The 18,323-nt window shown below is 46.2% G+C and carries 16 protein-coding genes; 7 read left to right on the top strand and 9 right to left on the bottom strand.

Features of this window, described 5'->3' with window-relative positions; genetic code table 11:
• Window positions 1-31 precede the first annotated feature (31 nt).
• Entirely contained in the window at window positions 32-1,312 is a 1,281-nt protein-coding gene (locus DWX84_RS07275; protein WP_048928161.1) for an O-acetylhomoserine aminocarboxypropyltransferase/cysteine synthase family protein, read from the top strand.
• A 125-nt stretch (window positions 1,313-1,437) separates the two neighbouring features.
• Here DWX84_RS07275 and DWX84_RS07270 read toward each other — a convergent pair whose 3' ends face one another.
• The 3 genes from DWX84_RS07270 to DWX84_RS07260 all read right to left on the bottom strand — a co-directional run bounded on the left by DWX84_RS07270 (window position 1,438) and on the right by DWX84_RS07260 (window position 5,675).
• The gene (locus DWX84_RS07270; protein WP_048928160.1) at window positions 1,438-2,592 is read right to left on the bottom strand and encodes a glycosyltransferase family protein; all 1,155 of its coding nucleotides are present in this window, start codon (window positions 2,590-2,592) and stop codon (window positions 1,438-1,440) included.
• Window positions 2,589-3,359, bottom strand: coding sequence for a UDP-2,3-diacylglucosamine diphosphatase (locus DWX84_RS07265; protein WP_121961219.1), 771 nt, complete (start codon window positions 3,357-3,359; stop codon window positions 2,589-2,591). Before DWX84_RS07265 ends, DWX84_RS07270 begins: the two co-directional genes overlap by 4 nt.
• A gap of 159 nt (window positions 3,360-3,518) precedes the next feature.
• Window positions 3,519-5,675 (bottom strand): translation factor GTPase family protein, encoded by a 2,157-nt coding sequence (locus DWX84_RS07260; RefSeq protein ID WP_048928159.1) that lies wholly within the window; start codon window positions 5,673-5,675, stop codon window positions 3,519-3,521.
• A 190-nt stretch (window positions 5,676-5,865) separates the two neighbouring features.
• Between DWX84_RS07260 and hemW the strand changes: the two genes are divergently transcribed.
• From hemW to DWX84_RS21615, 3 genes are all read left to right on the top strand, one after another.
• Window positions 5,866-6,993 (top strand): radical SAM family heme chaperone HemW, encoded by a 1,128-nt coding sequence (gene hemW / locus DWX84_RS07255; RefSeq protein WP_005868470.1) that lies wholly within the window; start codon window positions 5,866-5,868, stop codon window positions 6,991-6,993.
• Window positions 6,994-7,110: 117 nt separating this feature from the next.
• Window positions 7,111-7,710 (top strand): zeta toxin family protein, encoded by a 600-nt coding sequence (locus tag DWX84_RS07250; protein WP_005858862.1) that lies wholly within the window; start codon window positions 7,111-7,113, stop codon window positions 7,708-7,710.
• Window positions 7,703-7,870 (top strand): hypothetical protein, encoded by a 168-nt coding sequence (locus tag DWX84_RS21615; protein WP_005858864.1) that lies wholly within the window; start codon window positions 7,703-7,705, stop codon window positions 7,868-7,870. The genes DWX84_RS07250 and DWX84_RS21615 overlap by 8 nt, the downstream gene beginning before the upstream one ends.
• 139 nt (window positions 7,871-8,009) lie before the next feature.
• Here DWX84_RS21615 and DWX84_RS07245 read toward each other — a convergent pair whose 3' ends face one another.
• The 3 genes from DWX84_RS07245 to DWX84_RS07235 are packed head-to-tail and all read right to left on the bottom strand — an operon-like array spanning window position 8,010 to window position 11,711.
• Entirely contained in the window at window positions 8,010-10,169 is a 2,160-nt protein-coding gene (locus tag DWX84_RS07245) for a S46 family peptidase (RefSeq protein ID WP_057326595.1), read from the bottom strand.
• A complete protein-coding gene (locus DWX84_RS07240; protein WP_005858868.1) occupies window positions 10,166-10,639 on the bottom strand; it encodes a CYTH domain-containing protein in 474 nt (157 codons plus the stop codon). The genes DWX84_RS07245 and DWX84_RS07240 overlap by 4 nt, the downstream gene beginning before the upstream one ends.
• Window positions 10,629-11,711 carry a DUF2027 domain-containing protein gene (locus DWX84_RS07235; protein ID WP_122297583.1) on the bottom strand — a complete coding sequence of 361 codons (1,083 nt, stop codon included), beginning with the start codon at window positions 11,709-11,711 and terminating at the stop codon, window positions 10,629-10,631. Before DWX84_RS07235 ends, DWX84_RS07240 begins: the two co-directional genes overlap by 11 nt.
• A 124-nt stretch (window positions 11,712-11,835) precedes the next feature.
• On the opposite strand from DWX84_RS07235, the gene DWX84_RS07230 reads away from it, so the two are divergent.
• Both DWX84_RS07230 and DWX84_RS07225 read left to right on the top strand, forming a co-directional pair.
• Window positions 11,836-13,050, top strand: coding sequence for an S-adenosylmethionine:tRNA ribosyltransferase-isomerase (locus DWX84_RS07230; RefSeq protein ID WP_044545984.1), 1,215 nt, complete (start codon window positions 11,836-11,838; stop codon window positions 13,048-13,050).
• 60 nt (window positions 13,051-13,110) lie between these two features.
• A complete protein-coding gene (locus DWX84_RS07225; protein WP_005868464.1) occupies window positions 13,111-15,087 on the top strand; it encodes an OmpA family protein in 1,977 nt (658 codons plus the stop codon).
• On the opposite strand, the gene DWX84_RS07220 is transcribed toward DWX84_RS07225, so the two are convergent.
• The 3 genes from DWX84_RS07220 to DWX84_RS21460 form a co-directional block, all read right to left on the bottom strand.
• The gene (locus DWX84_RS07220) at window positions 15,079-15,447 is read right to left on the bottom strand and encodes a hypothetical protein (RefSeq protein WP_036618242.1); all 369 of its coding nucleotides are present in this window, start codon (window positions 15,445-15,447) and stop codon (window positions 15,079-15,081) included. The genes DWX84_RS07225 and DWX84_RS07220 overlap by 9 nt on opposite strands.
• Window positions 15,448-15,985: 538 nt before the next feature.
• Complete coding sequence (locus tag DWX84_RS07215) at window positions 15,986-17,134, bottom strand: aldose epimerase family protein (protein ID WP_022193212.1); 1,149 nt, start codon at window positions 17,132-17,134, stop codon at window positions 15,986-15,988.
• Between the two features lie 145 nt (window positions 17,135-17,279).
• Window positions 17,280-17,456, bottom strand: a complete 177-nt coding sequence (locus DWX84_RS21460; protein WP_154396213.1) for a hypothetical protein — start codon at window positions 17,454-17,456, stop codon at window positions 17,280-17,282.
• Window positions 17,457-17,527: 71 nt separating this feature from the next.
• Here DWX84_RS21460 and DWX84_RS07210 point away from each other — a divergent pair, with 71 nt between their 5' ends.
• The gene (locus tag DWX84_RS07210) at window positions 17,528-18,322 is read left to right on the top strand and encodes a thymidylate synthase (RefSeq protein WP_005858887.1); all 795 of its coding nucleotides are present in this window, start codon (window positions 17,528-17,530) and stop codon (window positions 18,320-18,322) included.
• Window position 18,323 lies beyond the last annotated feature (1 nt).

The raw sequence follows: 18,323 nt of genomic DNA, 5'->3' as shown, positions 1-18,323 counted from the left end.
AAAATGACATTCAATTAAAAAAACAACCTATATGGATAACAAATTCAAACCGGAAACCCTGTGCGTACAGGCCGGTTGGCAACCCAAGAAAGGAGAACCCCGTGTCCTCCCGATCTATCAAAGCACGACATTCAAGTATGAGACGAGCGAGCAGATGGCTAAATTGTTCGATTTGGAGGAAAGCGGCTATTTCTATACCCGCCTTCAAAACCCGACAAACGAGGCTGTAGCCGCCAAGATCGCGGCGTTGGAAGGTGGCGTGGCCGCCATGCTGACCTCATCCGGACAGGCCGCTAGCTTTTTCGCTTTCTTCAATATTTGCGAGGCTGGCGATCATATCGTAAGCGCTACCAGCATTTATGGAGGTACTTATAATCTACTGGCCGTTACCTTGAAGAAGCTGGGAATCGAATGCACGTTCGTAGATCAAGACGCGAGCGAGGAAGAGATCTCCAAGGCTTTCCGCACGAATACGAAGGCGATGTTCGGCGAGATGATCTCCAATCCGGGCGTTATGGTATTGGATGTGGAGAAGTTTGCCCGCATCGCCCATAATCATGGCGTACCCTTGATCGTCGATAATACGTTCGCCACGCCGATCAATTGCCGTCCGTTCGAATGGGGGGCGGATATCGTTACGCACTCCACGACTAAATATATGGATGGCCATGCCACGAGCGTGGGTGGTTGTATCGTGGACAGCGGTAATTTCGATTGGGAAGCGCATGCCGAGAAGTTCCCGGGACTTTGCCAACCGGACCCTTCTTACCACGGATTGACCTATACCAAGGCATTCGGGAAATTAGCGTTCATCACGAAAGCGACTAGCCAACTGATGCGTGACCTTGGAGCAATCCAATCCCCGCAAAACGCATTCCTATTGAATCTGGGATTGGAGACCTTACATCTTCGTGTACCGCAGCATTGCAAAAACGCCTTGGCGGTAGCGCAGTGGCTACAGAAATGTGATAAGGTAGCTTGGGTTCATTATCCGGAATTGGAAGGCAATCCGTACCATGAACTCGCCAAGAAGTATCTACCGAATGGCTCTTGCGGTGTATTATCCTTCGGATTGAAAGGTGGACGTGAGGTGGCGATCAAGTTTATGGATAGCTTGAAACTCGCCGCTATCGTAACTCACGTAGCGGATGCCCGTACTTGCGTGCTTCACCCGGCCAGTCATACGCACCGCCAGTTGAGCGACGAGCAATTGATAGAGGCTGGCGTAGCTCCGGACTTAATCCGCTTCTCTGTAGGTATTGAGAGCGCCGATGATATCATCGCCGATATTGAGCAAGCGCTGAATAAATAAGACATCTGTGCCATGCTGATGAAACGCTTGTGCCATCAGCGTGGCACGCTTGTGCCATCAGTGTGGCACGCCTGTGCCATCAGCATGGCACACCTGCATCTACAGCACGGTACTGCTATAAGTTCCTAGATAGGCAGGAATCTCCCCAGACGCGCCACCCAATTTGTCGTAATCCTCCCTAGGCTCGTTACCGGATGTTCCTCACGCAACAAATCCTCACGGAACTCACGAAGAATAAGCCAATCCGCCTGTTTCACCCAATGCCGGAAGACCGAATTCTCCACATGACTTTCCGAAATGGATAATAACACGTCCAGATCAAAACAATCAGCGACAACGCCTGCGCCAGACAAAGAGGCATCGTAAGCATTGCAAGCTTGCTCAATATGTGTAGGAACCATCAATACAGGTTTATTCAGATACATCGCCTCACATACGGATTCGAACCCGGCGGTCGTAGCATAAGCCTTCGCCCCCGACATATAACGTAGAAACAACGTATCATCCAGCTGATGGAAAGAAAGGCAATCGTCTATTTTCACCTCGGCTCGCTGATCTTTCTTATCCCAAAAGAAATGCATCGGAACCGAAGGATGACGGGAATGCCAAGAACGGATCTCCTCACTAAACCCGCTATTCAACAAATAACCATGCAAATAACTGCCGTTCGAGGGAACCGCATCCAAGACTTCTTGCCTTAATAAAGGAGGAACCACGACTATTCCTCCCAACGGCGCCTCGCGCATCTTCCGGAAAGACAAGGCTAATTTTTTGACGGAGCCTATCGCCGTTAATCTCGTAAAAAATCGTAGCGATGCCAACGACAATGTGCTCTGCTTCGGGAAAACGAAGTCCGGATGCAAGAATAGATATTGATGGGCGATACATACCATCGTCGCTTTCGGACGGAGAATCAAGTAAGTCAGCCCCGTCAACAGCTCGTAGAAATTCACGACAACATCCGCATCCGTCTGCCGAATCATCCGGTCGATATAACGGATACTTCCCATGTATTTATGCAGACGCAATACATTATATAATACGCTACGCATCAAACTCACTTGTTTATTCTTAGCCGTCGGTAAAAAATTCGGACTCTCAAACGGATATACCGGCGATTGTATCTTATTCAAGAAGAAATCCGGCAAACGGCGGGCCGGGCTTTTTCCTACCAACACACCAACGATCTCATGTCCTTCGGCCATCAATTTCTGGCGTAAGGATAACGCTTGGGTCAAGTGCCCACGTCCCTCACCTTGTATGATAAACAGAATTTTCATACGGCATCCGCATATAGTTGTACATTATTATATGTAACAATATCCCACTCTCCTTGTTCATCCTCCACGAGAGCGGTCATGCTTTCCACCCAATCGCCGGAATTTAGATAATGCACATTACCATACCATACGCTCGCCGCTTGATGAATATGGCCGCAAATAATCCCATCCAAATGCTTGGCCTCCGCTAAGCGTACCAGCTCTTTCTCAAACTCCGAGATATAAGAGACCGCACTTTTCACCCGGTGTTTCACCTCTTGGGATAAAGAGAAATAAGGTTTTCCTTGCCGCTCTCTACGATGATTGTAAACCTTATTCAACCACAATAAAAAAGTATATCCCACCTCCCCGAGCATGGCGAGCCAACGCATATGGGTCGTAACCGTATCGAAAATATCGCCATGTGTCACGAAATAGCGTTTTCCTTGTCTCGTCTTCAGTAAATAATCCTTTACGATCGATATATTGGAGAACTTAAAAGGAGCCAAGCTGTCGAGAAAATCATCATGGTTCCCCACTACATAGATAATCTCCGTACCCCTTTTCTCCATCATCTTCATCAATACCTTAAAGAAATCGGTATGCTTTTGTTTCCAGCGTTTACCGGATTTCTTCAATTGCCAGCCATCGATGATATCACCATTCAAAATCAATCGATCGCAATCTACGTGCTTGAGAAAACGGGTGACCTCCTCCGTCCGGGAATGTTCCGATCCCAAATGGATGTCTGAGAGGACAATAGTCGGATAGTACTTTCTTAATATCATCTTTTCCTTGTTTAAGATGATACAAAAGAACACTTTCGGTATTACAAGCTCACGACAGCCTAATGAAAAAGACATAACAAAAAGGCCAGCTCTTCACAAAGCCGGCCTTTTCTCGTTTAACTTTAAATATTAAAAAATTATGATGACATTTTACTTTACCTATTCTTCTGATTGAGTAGCCTCGTAAGCCTTTAACAACTTCTCTTGTACATCGGCAGGAACTAACTCGTAACTAGCGAACTTCATCGTAAACGAAGCACGTCCGCCCGTAATGGAGCTTAGTGAAGTAGAATAGTTAGACATCTCTTTCAAAGGAACTTTCGCCAATAGTTTCTCAAATCCCTTCTCGCTATTCATACCCATAATCAAGGCACGGCGTCCTTGCAAGTCACTCATCACATCTCCCAGATAATCGGCAGGAACGGAAACCTCGACATCGTAAACAGGCTCCAAGATCTTAGGGCCAGCCTCCTTGAAGGAAGTACTGAAAGCATTACGTCCGGCAAGCATGAAAGAGATCTCATTACTGTCTACCGGGTGCATCTTACCATCGTATACGCAAATACGCACGTCGCGAGCATACGAACCCGTCAACGGCCCTTGCTCCATACGAGCCATGATACCTTTTAGGATAGCCGGCAAGAAACGAGCGTCGATAGCACCACCAACGATACAGTTTACGAACACGACTTTACCACCCCAATCCAAATCAATTATCTGAGTATCACGAACATTCATCTTATACTCCTGTCCGCCGAAACGGTAGGTATCCGGAGCAGGCATACCTTCATAATAAGGCTCGATAATCAAGTGAACTTCACCGAACTGGCCTGCGCCACCAGATTGTTTCTTATGGCGGTAATCCGCACGGGCCGCTTTCGTAATCGTCTCACGATACGGGATCTTCGGCTCCAGATATTCGATCGGCAATTTATCATTATTCTCGATTCTCCATTTCAATGTACGAAGATGGAACTCACCTTGACCGGAAACGATTGTCTGCTTCAATTCCTTGGACTGCTCGATTACCCATGTCGGGTCTTCCTCACGCATACGTATCAAGATTTCCATCATCTTCTCGGCGTCAGCCTCATTCACCGGCTTGATAGCACGACGATATTTCGGATCCGGATATTTAATGAAGTCGAAACGATAATCACAACCCTTTCCGTTCAATGTATTACCACGGCGAACATCCTTTAACTTAACGGTCGCTCCAATATCACCCGCCACCATTTCCGTAACCGGGGTACGAGTTTGTCCGGCTACCGCAAATAACTGTGCGATACGCTCCTTGGAACCACGATCGGCATTCATCAAATCGTCACCTTCTTTTACTTTTCCTGATATCACTTTAAAATAGGAAACCTGACCAATATGAGGTTCCACGGTAGTCTTGAAGAAGAACAAGCTAGTAGGACCATTCGAGTCCGGAGTCACCTCTACGCCTTCCGTAGTAATCAGACGAGGCATCTTGTCGGTACAAGGAACCACGTTACCCAAGAACTCCAACGTACGACGAACACACATATCACGACCGGCACATACGCAGAATACCGGGAACATACCGCGAGTAACCAAGCCCGCACGGATACCGGCACGCATATCATCCTCGCTCAACGCACCTTCCTCGAAGAATTTCTCCATCAACATATCGTCGTTCTCAGCGGCGGCTTCCACCAAGGCTTGATGCAGCTCCATCGCCTTATCCATTTCCTCGGCGGGGATTTCCAATACATCAGGAACTCCACCTTCCGGTTTCCAACGATACATCTTCATTTTTAATACATCCACCACGGCATTGAAAGAAGAGCCGCAGCTAATCGGATATTGGATCGGAACGATCTTACTGCCCCAACGGTCTTTCAACTGGGCGATAGTTCCCTCATAGTCGGCTTTATCATTATCAAGCTGATTGACAACGAAAATCACCGGTTTATGAAATTGTTCAGTATACCGGAACTGGTTAATGGTTCCAACCTCAACACCGTACTGGGCATTCAATACCATCAGTGCCGTATCCGTGACATTCAGAGCGGAAACAGCTCCTCCAACGAAATCATCCGAACCCGGACAATCGATGAAATTCAGCTTCCGATCCTGCCACTCAACACTGAAAACGGTTGAGAAAACTGAGTATCCATACTCTTTCTCAACCGGGAAATAATCGGACACCGTATTTCCTGCCTCAACGGAGCCGCGGCGTTTTATAACTCCACCCTCGTAAAGCATAGCTTCAGCGAGAGTGGTTTTCCCAGAGCCCGAACTTCCCAAGATAGAGATGTTCTTAATTTCATTTGTTTGGTATACTTTCATGATATCAGGATTTATTTGAGTTTAACAATACGTTTATTTGGCGTGAATCACTTTCACGAGGGCGCAAATTAGAGATTGTAAAGGAAAAAAGCAATTATCGCCCGGTGTTTGAGAACTATGTTGTGCAGCAGCAAGGTTTTTTGAAATTTAAATTATATCTTTGTGTAAAGATATAATTGTGTCCATACAGATGGCAGGTTTATACATCCACGTTCCTTTTTGCGCCAAGCGGTGTTTATACTGTGACTTTTTTTCCAATACGGAGATGAAGTATAAAGAGCCGTATATAAACGCACTTATAAAAGAGATGGAATTGCGGAAGGGATATATAGGAAACGAAGCATTAGAAACCATTTACTTCGGGGGCGGTACTCCTTCCCAATTAGACGAGAAGGATTTTGGCAAGATATTCGAGGCCATCTATCGTCATTTTGATGTAGCCGAGCAAATGGAGATTACCTTAGAGGCGAATCCGGATGACATGAAACGAGAATATGTATCGCTTCTCCGTAATTATCCTTTTAATCGGGTCAGTATGGGTGTACAGAGTTTTCATCCGGAAGATTTGCGTTTTCTGAATCGTCGCCATGACCGGGAACAAGCGATTAAAGCAGTAGAACTATGCAAGGAATATGGGATTACAAATATCAGTATCGATTTGATCTACGGACTCCCCAACCAAACGCAGCAAGCATGGGAAGAGAATTTGCGACAAGCGATCCGGTTGGATGTTCCCCATCTTTCCGCCTACCACCTCATTTACGAGGAAGGTACCGCACTTTACAAATTGCTGGAAGCGGGAAAAGTGACCCCCATAAACGAGGAGTTAAGCGTCTCGTTCTTTTCCACATTAATAGATCGGTTGGCAGAAGCAGGCTATTTGCATTACGAGATATCTAATTTCGCCCGTCCCGGGTTCTTCTCCAAGCACAATAGCTCCTACTGGACCGGAAAGAAATATCTAGGCCTCGGTCCTTCCGCCCATTCTTATAACGGGATAGACCGGGAATGGAATCCATCTTCTCTACCTATATATATAGACGGTATAGAAAATGGGCATCCGACAATAGAATCCGAGGATTTAGACCTATGCACCCGGTACAACGACTTCATCATCACCGGCCTTCGAACCATGTGGGGAGTCTCTTTCGCTGATATCCAGACAAAATTTGGCAGGAAGCTCCTTTCTTATTGTCAAAAGCAAGCTCAACCCCATATCAACCAAGGTCTCTTATTACAAACCGGTGACAAATTGATTTTATCCAAGTCAGGAATCTTCGTTTCCGACGGAATCATGAGTGATCTACTTTGGGTATAAAAATTAACAAAACCACCGCTTTCCCCAACAAACCTGTTAGTTAAAAGTACATTTCCTGCACATTTTCACGATTTTTGAGAAATAAAACGACGCATATTAAAAAACTATTACATATATTTGCAGCATCAAAAACAGCAAACAGTGCCATATTTGTATATAATATCAGGTTGCAACGGAGCAGGAAAAACAACAGCTTCCTTCACTATTTTACCAGAAATGCTAAAATGTAGGGAGTTTGTTAACTCAGACGAGATAGCCAAGGGACTTTCCCCTTTTAATGCAGACAGTATAGCCGTCGCCGTTGAAGCTAGTCGTATTATGTATAAGCGGATAAAGGAACTCATCGGTGCTGGTGAGACTTTCGCAATGGAAACTACGCTGGCCACCCGTTCAGTCGCAAACCTGATACGGGAAGCACAAAGGGAAGGTTATTATGTTACATTGCTTTACTTCTGGCTAAATACGCCGGATCTAGCCGTGGAACGTGTGAAAATGAGGGTAGCCGCCGGAGGTCACAATATTCCGGAAGCAACGATACGGCGTCGGTATGAGGCCGGTATCCACAATTTATTTGAGCTATACCTTCCTATTAGTGACTATTGGATGATAACTGATAATTCGATGTCTCCCATGGAAGTGATCGCCAAGGGATTCAAGAATGATAAAAGGGAAGTGTATAATCTAGATATTTTTACAAAACTTGAACATCATGAATGAGCAAGAAGTTAGAGAATTCGAAGAGAATATAGTAAAAGGTGCAAATATAGCTTTTCAGCGTTTGGTGAATCAGAAGAAGAAGGAAGACGGAGAGTTGGTATTCTCTCGTAACGGTCATATCTTCAGAGTCAAAGCTGTTGATCTTGACAAGATTTATTAAGTTATAGATATACATATACAAAAAGAGGAGACGTATCTTTCAGGGATATGTCTCCTCTTTTTGGCTTTATAGAAAAAGGAACTTAGGTTCATGGGCGAAGTATGTTAACATACTTCGCCCACGAAGTTAACCTACTTCTCTATCTTGAGAATTCCATCTCGTTCAATAAATAACCGGCTCCGGCATATTTATCGATTACGAATAGGACATAACGGATATCTACGATAATACTGCGTTGATAATCGGGCAGATATTGGATATCCCCTCCTACTCCTTCCCAGTTACGGTCGAAATTGATACCGATTAACTCTCCTTGTCCATTCAATACCGGACTACCGGAGTTCCCTCCCGTTGTATGGGTCGTAGCACAGAAGGCAACCGGCATTTTACCGTTAGGCATCTTATAAGGGCCAAAGTCTCCTGCTTGATATAATTCCTTCAAACGAGCAGAAACCACAAATTCCCAATTCGTAGAATCCTCCTTCTCCATGACGCCGTCTAAAGTGGTTTGATGACCATAATAATCGCAATCACGAGGACTGTAACCTTTCACCTGCCCATAAGTCAGACGAAGCGTAGAGTTTGCGTCCGGAAAACTAGCCAAGTCTCCATACATCGCTAAAAGTCCTTTCACATACGCACGATGGGCGATCGCATATCCGGCATCAAAATCAGCCAAGGCCTTATCTAACGCCTTTTTCTCATCCTTTACGGATTGTGCGAACAGAATCATCGGATCTTCTCTCAAAGTTTTGACAGACGGATGCTCCTTGAACGCATTGAAGTTCTTCTCACTACCATAGATCGATTTATCAAACAGATAATCAACGAATTTATCCACATCCCCCTTAAACTTGCTATCGATTACGGAAAAATAAGCCGGCTGCGACTTCGGAGCGACCAAACGCCTATATTCCTTTAACATGACTTTTGCTATCTTCTTATCAACCATCGGCGCATAATCCTTATCAGCGAAACGGTGGAAAGCCCTCTCCAATTGAGTGACCTGTTTTTGCTGCTCGGAACGATCTTTCCCCTCCAAAGCCTCACAAACAGTCTCGATATCGGTCGGAACTTTGGAGAACTCGATGCCACGGCTCAATGCCTCATCCAACATCCAACTACGGAAACGCAAATCCTTACGATCATTAACGATCTGCTCCAATGTCAGAAGCGCTTCCGGATAAGCAGGCTCACACATCTTCTTCGACCAAGCGATCAAACGATCCTGCTCATCGTTTTTCACCTGCTCAAAATTACGTTTGTTGATCGCCCAGTTACTACCGATCGCATTCTTATAAGCGTTCGTAGAACCCGCATACTTACTAGCGTATTGAATCCGGACTTGCGGATCTTTCAGCATTTCTTCCAGCATCGCCTCTTGACGGAGATTACGGATATTGATACGTACCGCATTATCTATATCCCGACGTTCGGCTACCTCCCATGAGGTATAGTATTTATTGGTACGACCGGGGAAACCCATGATCATGGCATAATCGTTCTCCTCCACACCTTTTAAAGAAAGCTTTAGCCAACGTTTCGGACGAAGCGGGACATTGGTTTCCGAATAAGGTGCCGGATTTCCGTTCGCGTCGGCATACACACGGAAAAGAGAGAAGTCTCCGGTATGGCGAGGCCACATCCAGTTATCCGTATCCGCCCCGAACTTACCGATAGAGGAAGGGGGAGCACCGACTAAACGGACATCCGAATAGACCTTCTTGGTAAACATATAGTACTTATTACCTCCATAAAAAGCCTTGATCTCGACTTCCGTACCGGGGTTATCCTGTAAGAACTTCTCACCTACTTTCGCTTTAGCGAGGCCATTCAAGTACTTAGCGGACAAGAATTCCATGCTGTTCGGATCCGTGATCTTTTTCAGTTCCGTCCTCACATAATCCGTCACGTCGTCGATCTTATCGATAAAAGTAACCGTCAATCCCGGATTCGGAAGCTCCTTATCACGAGACATCGCCCAAAAGCCGTCCGTCAGATAATCATGTTCCAAGGTACTATGCCGTTGGATGCTACTATAACCACAATGATGATTCGTCAGCACCAACCCGTCCGGAGAGATCATCTCGCCCGTACAACCACCGCCAAAACGAACCACGGCGTCTTTCAAGGAAGGAGCCTCGGCGCTATACACTTCCTGATCGCTTAATCGCAGACCAAGGGCCTGCATCTCCGCAAACTTTTGTTGCTTCAATAAAGGGAGCAGCCACATGCCCTCATCGGCCAAGACCGGAAACGCCAATATAGCGGCCGCTACAGATAAAAAGAGTTTCTTCATGTATTTGAACTATTAAAAGGATGTTTTGTCAACATTGAATTATAATAACGGCGATCTCCACTTACCTCCTTACCCAGCCAAGCCGGTTTCTCAAAAGGCTCGTCCTCAGACGATAACTCGATCTCCGCAAGGATCAACCCTTCATTCGCTCCGTGGAAAACATCGACTTCCCACGTATGGCTGCCTCTGGGAACCAGATAACGAACCTTGTCGATCGCACCCGGCTCGCAAAGCTCCAACAACCGCTCGGCATCCACCAGAGGAATCTTTTGCTCAAACTCATAACGGCTCAAGCCTTTCTCATCCGAAGCGCCTTTGATCGTTAGAAATCCCTCCTCTCCCCGGATACGAATACGAACCGTACGTCCGGGCTGTGAGCAAATATATCCCTGCACGATACGGGTGGAGCTAACAGCCTCCGGTAAGAAATCACCGGAGACCAAGAATTTCCGTTCTATCTCAATGGCCATGTTGCGAGGTATCAGCCTTAATCGTTACCATCGTCGCACCAAAACCATATTCGCGGAAAGAAGCATCTTGAAAATAATGTTGTTTATAACGGGTCTTCAAATCCTTCTCGATCGCCTTACGCAGCACGCCATCGCCTTTTCCATGGATAAAGACAATCTTCTGTCCGTTATTAAGAGCGTACTGATCCATCACCTCACGGAATTTTCCCAACTGGTACGTCAGCATATCCGCATTGCTCAATCCATTCGTATTATCCAACAATTCGGTTATATGCAAATCGATCTCAAGGATAGCGCTATTCGTCGGCTTCTTTTTCACGATTTGCCGGGGAACCCTACGTTCCTCACGAACCTTTTGCTGCATAGCTTCCTTCAACTCTGCCGCAGAGACCAATAGTTCTCTCTCGGGCAAGTCATTGCGGATAATCGGATAAATCAAGGCATCCTCCTCAAAGAAATCATTCTCCATAAAGCAGTGAAGCTTGTAGAACTTAACCGTATCCAAGCGCAACTCTACAGATACGGCGTTTTTCAACGAATAGGGTTTATCTTTCTTGAAAGCGATCAGTTGCACGCAGATCCTTTCCAGATCATTCAACTCCGGCTTACCGAACTCCTCTAGGAATATTTTCGTATTCGGCTCGATAATCCCGTTATAACGGCTTGTCCAGCTATTATTCGTCCGGTTCATATAATTGAAGAACAAATAGTAATTGCTATCATTCACGAAATACGTCTCATAGCCGCATTGCTGAAACGCCTTCGGATCGACCGGGAGATAAGCCAGATACACATTCAGACGCTCTCCCTCCGGTGTCTCCTCGACCTTTTCCTCTTTGGGTTCAGGCTTCATTGGGGAAGGAGTCTCTACCGGAGCCTGTACTTTCGGACGGTTCAAACTATGCACTTGCATATCATTACCCCCAACCACGACACATTCCTTGATCAAGGCAGGAACCTCAAACCCATCCTCATCCTCAACCAACACTTGGTCCTTTCCACGGAATCCACGTACGACTCCACCTCCCACACTATTCAGGAAGCGAACTTTATCACCTATTTGAATACTCATATTCTATACCTTATTATATTATGCGCACAAAATTAGGGAATAATCCGCGAATCCGAAACCTATTTACTACTTTTGCACCCGGAATCCGTACAAACGGATGTTTTTTAACAGGACAGAAGAAGTAATGAAGACGCAAGAAATACGTATTGAAGATTATAACTATTCGTTACCGGACGAACGAATCGCGAAGTTCCCATTGCCTAAAAGGGACGAGTCCAAACTTTTACTCTACCGTAACGGGGAAATAAGCGAAAGTATCTTTAAGCATATCACGGATTATCTTCCCCAGAACACCTTGATGGTATTCAATAATACCCGGGTCATACAAGCCCGCCTACTTTTCCAGAAAGAGACCGGCGCACGCATCGAGATTTTCTGTTTGGAGCCCATCGAGCCTCATGATTACGCTTTGATTTTTCAAGAGACCCGACGCTGTAGCTGGACTTGCTTGGTTGGCAACCTTAAGAAATGGAAAGAAGGCACTTTATCCAAAACGATCTTCATTAAGGATGAACCGGTCGTGCTGACAGCGGATAAGAAAAAGTCTCATGGTGACACACATTTGATCGAATTCACTTGGGATAATGAAGCTTATACGTTCGCCGATATTTTGGATGCCGCCGGGGTCTTGCCGATTCCTCCTTATTTGCACAGGGAAACAGAGAAGAGCGACCTACAGACCTATCAAACGGTTTATTCTAAGATAAAAGGCTCCGTCGCCGCACCGACCGCCGGACTTCATTTCACTCCGGAAGTACTTGCCGATATAGATGCTCGGGGCATCGGGCGGGAAGAAGTCACCTTGCATGTCGGAGCGGGTACCTTTAAACCGGTAAAAAGCGACACGATCGAAGGTCACGAGATGCACACGGAATTTATCTCCGTCCGACGCAGTTCCATCGAACGTATCAAAAGCAACCTTGGAAATATCATCGCCGTAGGAACGACTTCCGTACGGACCTTGGAAAGTCTCTATTACATGGGCGTGATCCTAGATAATAACCCCGAAGCGACTTCCGAAGATCTCGTCGTAAAACAATGGATGCCTTACGAGATGAATAACAACCGGCTGACAGCGGAGCGTTCCCTTCAAAACATCCTCGATTATCTGGATAAGCATGATGCGGATACGCTGGTAACGGCTACGCAAATCATCATCGCCCCGGGCTATGAGTTCAAGATCGTAAAAGGAATCGTCACCAACTTCCACCAGCCCAAAAGCACCTTGCTCTTGCTGATCTCCGCTTTCGTAAAAGGAAACTGGAAATCCATCTATGAGTATGCCTTAGAGCACGATTTCAGGTTCCTGAGTTATGGGGATAGTTCCTTGTTATTGTAACAGACATACAATAAGATCCCATACAATTCGTTATATTTGCACGAATATATTCCAGATTGAATGAAAGCGCATTTTACTATATATATTTTATTTTTGCTTATCGTATCTTCCTTGTATTCCTGCAAATCGGCGAAGTTGAGCGATGCCGAGGAGAAGCAGCGTATCGGGGAATACTATGAGGCAGCCGCCATTTATCGTAAGGTTTACACGAAAACATCCCCGAAGAAAAGGGATTTGCGCGGCTATATCGCTTACCGTATGGCCGAATGTAACCGGTTGATCAATAATACGGCGAAAGCGACTAGCGCCTATATGAACGCCATCCGCTATGATTACCCCGATAGTACCGTCTACCTACGCATGGGACAGATGCTGCAGAAGACCGGACGTTATCCGGAGGCGATCAAGAACTACGATATCTACATGGAGAACGATCCTAGCAATTTATTAGCCATCAACGGCATACAAGGATGCGAGTTAGCTCCCGGATGGAAAAAGAACCCTACCCGCTACGAGGTAAGACGCATGGATAAATTCAATTCCCGCCGGGGAGAATTCAGTCCGATGCTGGCCGGAGATAAATACGACCAACTATACTTCGCTTCTTCCCGCTCGAAAGACAAAGACGCGAAAGTCAGCGCCATCACCGGGCAAAATAACAATAACCTCTTCCTTGTCAAGCAAGACGAGAAAGGGGCTTGGCTAGCTCCCGTAGAGCTCGAAGACGAGGTGAATACGGAATACGACGAAGGAACCCCCTCTTTCTCCCCCGATGGAAACACGATGTATTATACCTATTGCGCCCAAGATCCGGAAGGCCCTCGTACCGCCGAGATTTACATATCTACCCGAAGCAGCGCCAAATGGGGAAAAGGAACCCGTGCGACGATCGTAAAAGACTCGGTTACCGCCCTCGGTCATCCTTCCATCTCGCCGGACGGCAAATACTTGTATTTCGTATCCGACGCCGTGGGCGGTTTCGGTGGCAAGGATATTTTCCGTGCCCGGGTAGCGGGAAACGATTTCGGCCCGATGGAGAACCTAGGAGAAGAGATCAACACCCCGGGAGACGAGATGTTCCCGTATGTCCGGGATTCCGTCACCCTTTATTTCGCGTCCAACGGACATCCGGGAATGGGCGGCCTCGATCTGTTCAAGGCCACGCAAGACAGTACAGGGAAGTGGAAGGTCGAGAACCTAGGCGCTCCCATCAACTCTATGGCAGACGATTTCGGTATCACCTTCGCCGGAAAAGAGGAACGGGGCTTCTTCTGCTCCAACCGCAACGACGCACGGGGCTATGACCATATATATTCCTTTGAACGGCCTACGATCACCATCTTCATCGAAGGAATCGTAAACGATGTCGATGAATATCCGATCGAGGACGCTACCGTACGCATCGTCGGAAAAGACGGACTGAACGTGAAAGTCCCGGTCAAGAAAGACGGTACCTATCGTGTCGAGTTGGAACGGGACATCCGTTATGTCATGATGGCCAGCGCCCGTGGTTACCTCAACCAGAATTACGAGTTGCATACCGGCCCCGAGGAGAAAAACGAGACGTATATCGTGGATTTCTTTCTCTCTCCGATCAGCAAGCCGGTTGTTATCGATAACATTTTCTACGATTTCGATAAAGCGACCCTTCGTCCGGAATCCAAGAAAGCTTTGGACGAGATGATCAAGATGCTGAACGATAACCCGAACGTAACGATCGAACTGGGTGCCCACACGGACCGGAAAGGTACGGACCAGTATAACGAGCGTTTGGCTCAACGCCGTGCGCAATCGGTCGTGGATTACCTAATAGCGGGAGGTATCGAGGCGGCTCGTCTGGAAGCGAAAGGATATGGAGAAAGCGTTCCCAAGACGATCAATAAGAAGATGGCTAAACAATTCGATTTCTTGAAAGAAGGCGATGTGCTTACCGAGGAATTCATCCTTGCCCTGCCGCCGGAACAGCAAGAGATCGCCGACCAGATCAACCGCAGAACGGAATTCAAGGTCTTACGTACAAACTATAACTTATTTTGAGGGAGCAAAGAGCGTGATCTCCTTAAAAGAGACCGGCCAATCGATCGCACTCATCAGCACATCGAAGGACAGGCGTTGCTGATAAGAGACCGAGGACTCCCTTGAATACAAGTCATGAGCTACCAAACCGATCATCATCTTAACCTTATAATGCAATTCCTTGGATAGTACCAAGCAGGCAAGTACACTCAAATCTCTCGCTTCTTCCCAATCCCGATCCGCAAAACACATCTCCTTTTGAAGTGCCGGATAATGACGAGTCCGCATGATCAGATCCGGATCACGGACCTCACACGCACCTTCCACTACATCCAATAATATACGACAGACAGCCAAACGTTGCTTTTTAATTACCTCCATATACGTTTCCCTCAAACCGGACCGTTCACCTTGTTCGGTATTTCTATATGCTACAAAAAAGAAGCGTGGGAACTGTTAATCTACTATTCGAAACTGAGGCATCGCCAAACACCCATCGGACAAATAATAAACAACAGCCCACGCCTTATTACGTATACTATTAGGCAGTATATATAACAAGCGTGAGCGTTTAGTTGCCTATTATCTCTGTCCGACTTGAAACTTGGCGATTTTCAGTTCCAAAGATAATATCTTAAACGCTTATCGTAATCACACTTTGATTCATAAACCCTTGAATTTCCACAAGAGTTTACTTTATCGATACAAATATAACGCTTTTTCTCATACATCATATGGATTTATTTTTCTCTTTTAAAATCTATTGGGAAAAGATAGCGTATACTCTCTAGCGATAAATTCTTCCACTATAAACAAGATGCTTCCGTGAGTAAAAAAGAGAGGCGCATATACATCCTATTTATGTATATACGCCTCACCATTATGTGGATATTTCCAAATCCGGAACTTTCTTCCTTATTTACTCTACCGAGAACTTATAAATACACTCACTCGTATATTTCTCGCCCGGACGAAGCACTACGCTCGGGAATGCCGGTTGGTTCGGGCTATCCGGGTAATGTTGAGTCTCCAGACATAGAGCGCCACGATGCGGGTAAACCACACCTAACTTGCCTTTATCACCCGCTTTCGTCATTGAGTTGCCGGCATAGAATTGAAGACCCGGCTCGTTGGTGTAAACTTCCATAACGATACCGCTTGTCGGAGATACAACTTTAGCGGCTACCTTATTGATATCGCCGGCGGCGTTCAATATCCAGTTATGATCGTAACCACCACCGTAAACCAATTGCGTAAACGGATTGTCGATATCAGCGCCTACCACTACCGGTTTGCGGAGATCCATCGGAGTGCCTTCCACGGGTTCGATACCGGTCGGGATCAAAGTCTCGTCCACCGGGTTATATGTATCCGCATCGATCATGATCGTATGATCCATGATTTGCGAGCCGGGAACACCGGAAAGGTTGAAATAACTATGGTTTGTCAAATTCACGACAGTAGGTTTATCCGTCGTAGCCTCGTACTTAATATCAACGGCGTTATCATCCGTCAACTTATAGATCACCTTGATATCCAGATTACCGGGGAAACCTGCCTCTCCGTCTTTCGATAGATAAGTCAACTCCAAGGTTTGGTCATCGATCTGTTTCGCGTCCCAAACTACCGCATGATATCCTTTCGGACCTCCATGCAAGCAATGCCCGTTATTATTCTGCGGAAGTTGATACTCCGTTCCGTCCAACGTAAACTTACCATTCGCAATACGGTTGCCATAACGTCCGATCAAACCACCATAGTTATTATCCGGAAAAGCTACATACTGAGCGATATTATCATACCCAAGCACAACATCCGTCATCTTACCGTTCTTATCAGGCACCATCACGGAAACCAAGCGTCCACCCCAATTCGTTACGCAAGCCTCAGCCCCTTTCTTATTCTTCAACACATACAAAGCAGTCGGCTTACCATCTACCTCAGATACAAAATCCGACTTCATCAAACCAGAAAGAGTGGCCTCTTCCGTAGCCGCCCCCTTCTCATTCTTACCTCCGCATGACAATAACATACACATTGCCATGACCGCAAAACAAAGTTTTTTCATCTCTTTCCTTTAAAATTAATAAATGTTATTCTTCGGGCAAAGATACGCATTCTATCCACATGAGGTCCAATATCCTTACGCATTTTCTCGGGAATCCTTACCGATTTCTACTCGAAGTACTACACCATTCCTCTTGACATCTTAATCATCCACCAATTGGTAGATGATCATGCAACAGCCGTTGGAAGATCATGCAACAGTTGGTAGATGATCGTCCAACAGATGATAAATAAGCTAGACCTTCATACAAATCCCCTAATACCTCCCGAAGAAACAGCCAAGGATACATGAAGAAACCGTTTGAATCCTCAACCGATTTCATATTTTGACCCGTTATTCTAGTATAATACGATTCACTTTTGTACATTTGCACACTATTGTAATAAGTGAGTAATGAAACAATATTTAGAGCTGCTCAATAGAGTGCTTACCGAGGGAGTTAGAAAAGAAGACCGGACGGGTACGGGAACGATCAGCGTATTCGGTCATCAGATGCGGTTCAATCTGGAAGAGGGATTCCCGCTACTCACTACCAAGAAGCTGCATCTGAAGTCTATCATCTACGAATTGTTATGGTTCCTGAATGGAGATACCAACGTAAAATATCTGCAAGATCATGGCGTACGCATCTGGAACGAGTGGGCCGACGCGGATGGTAGCCTTGGGCATATATACGGTTACCAATGGCGGTCATGGCCGGATTATAAAGGAGGATCTATCGACCAGATCACCGAGGCCGTGGAGACGATCAAGCATAACCCGGATTCACGACGAATCATTGTAAGCGCATGGAACGTGGCGGACTTAGACAACATGAACCTGCCTCCTTGCCACGCTTTCTTCCAGTTTTACGTGGCGAACGGACGGTTGAGCCTACAATTGTATCAACGTAGCGCGGATATTTTCCTTGGCGTTCCGTTCAACATTGCCTCCTATGCCTTGTTATTACAAATGATGGCACAAGCTACCGGCCTTAAAGCGGGAGATTTTGTTCATACGTTGGGAGACGCCCATATCTACAGCAACCATTTGGAGCAAGTTAAGTTACAATTGACACGTGAGCCACGTGCGTTGCCACGTATGGAGATCAACCCAGACGTAAAGAGCATCTTCGATTTTAAGTTCGAGGATTTCAATTTGACCGGATACGACCCGCATCCCCACATCAAGGGAGAAGTGGCCGTCTGAG

It is taken from the genome of Parabacteroides sp. AF21-43, assembly GCF_003635435.1.
Lineage (GTDB): Bacteria > Bacteroidota > Bacteroidia > Bacteroidales > Tannerellaceae > Parabacteroides > Parabacteroides distasonis.
This window is presented reverse-complemented; position numbering and strand designations above follow the sequence as displayed.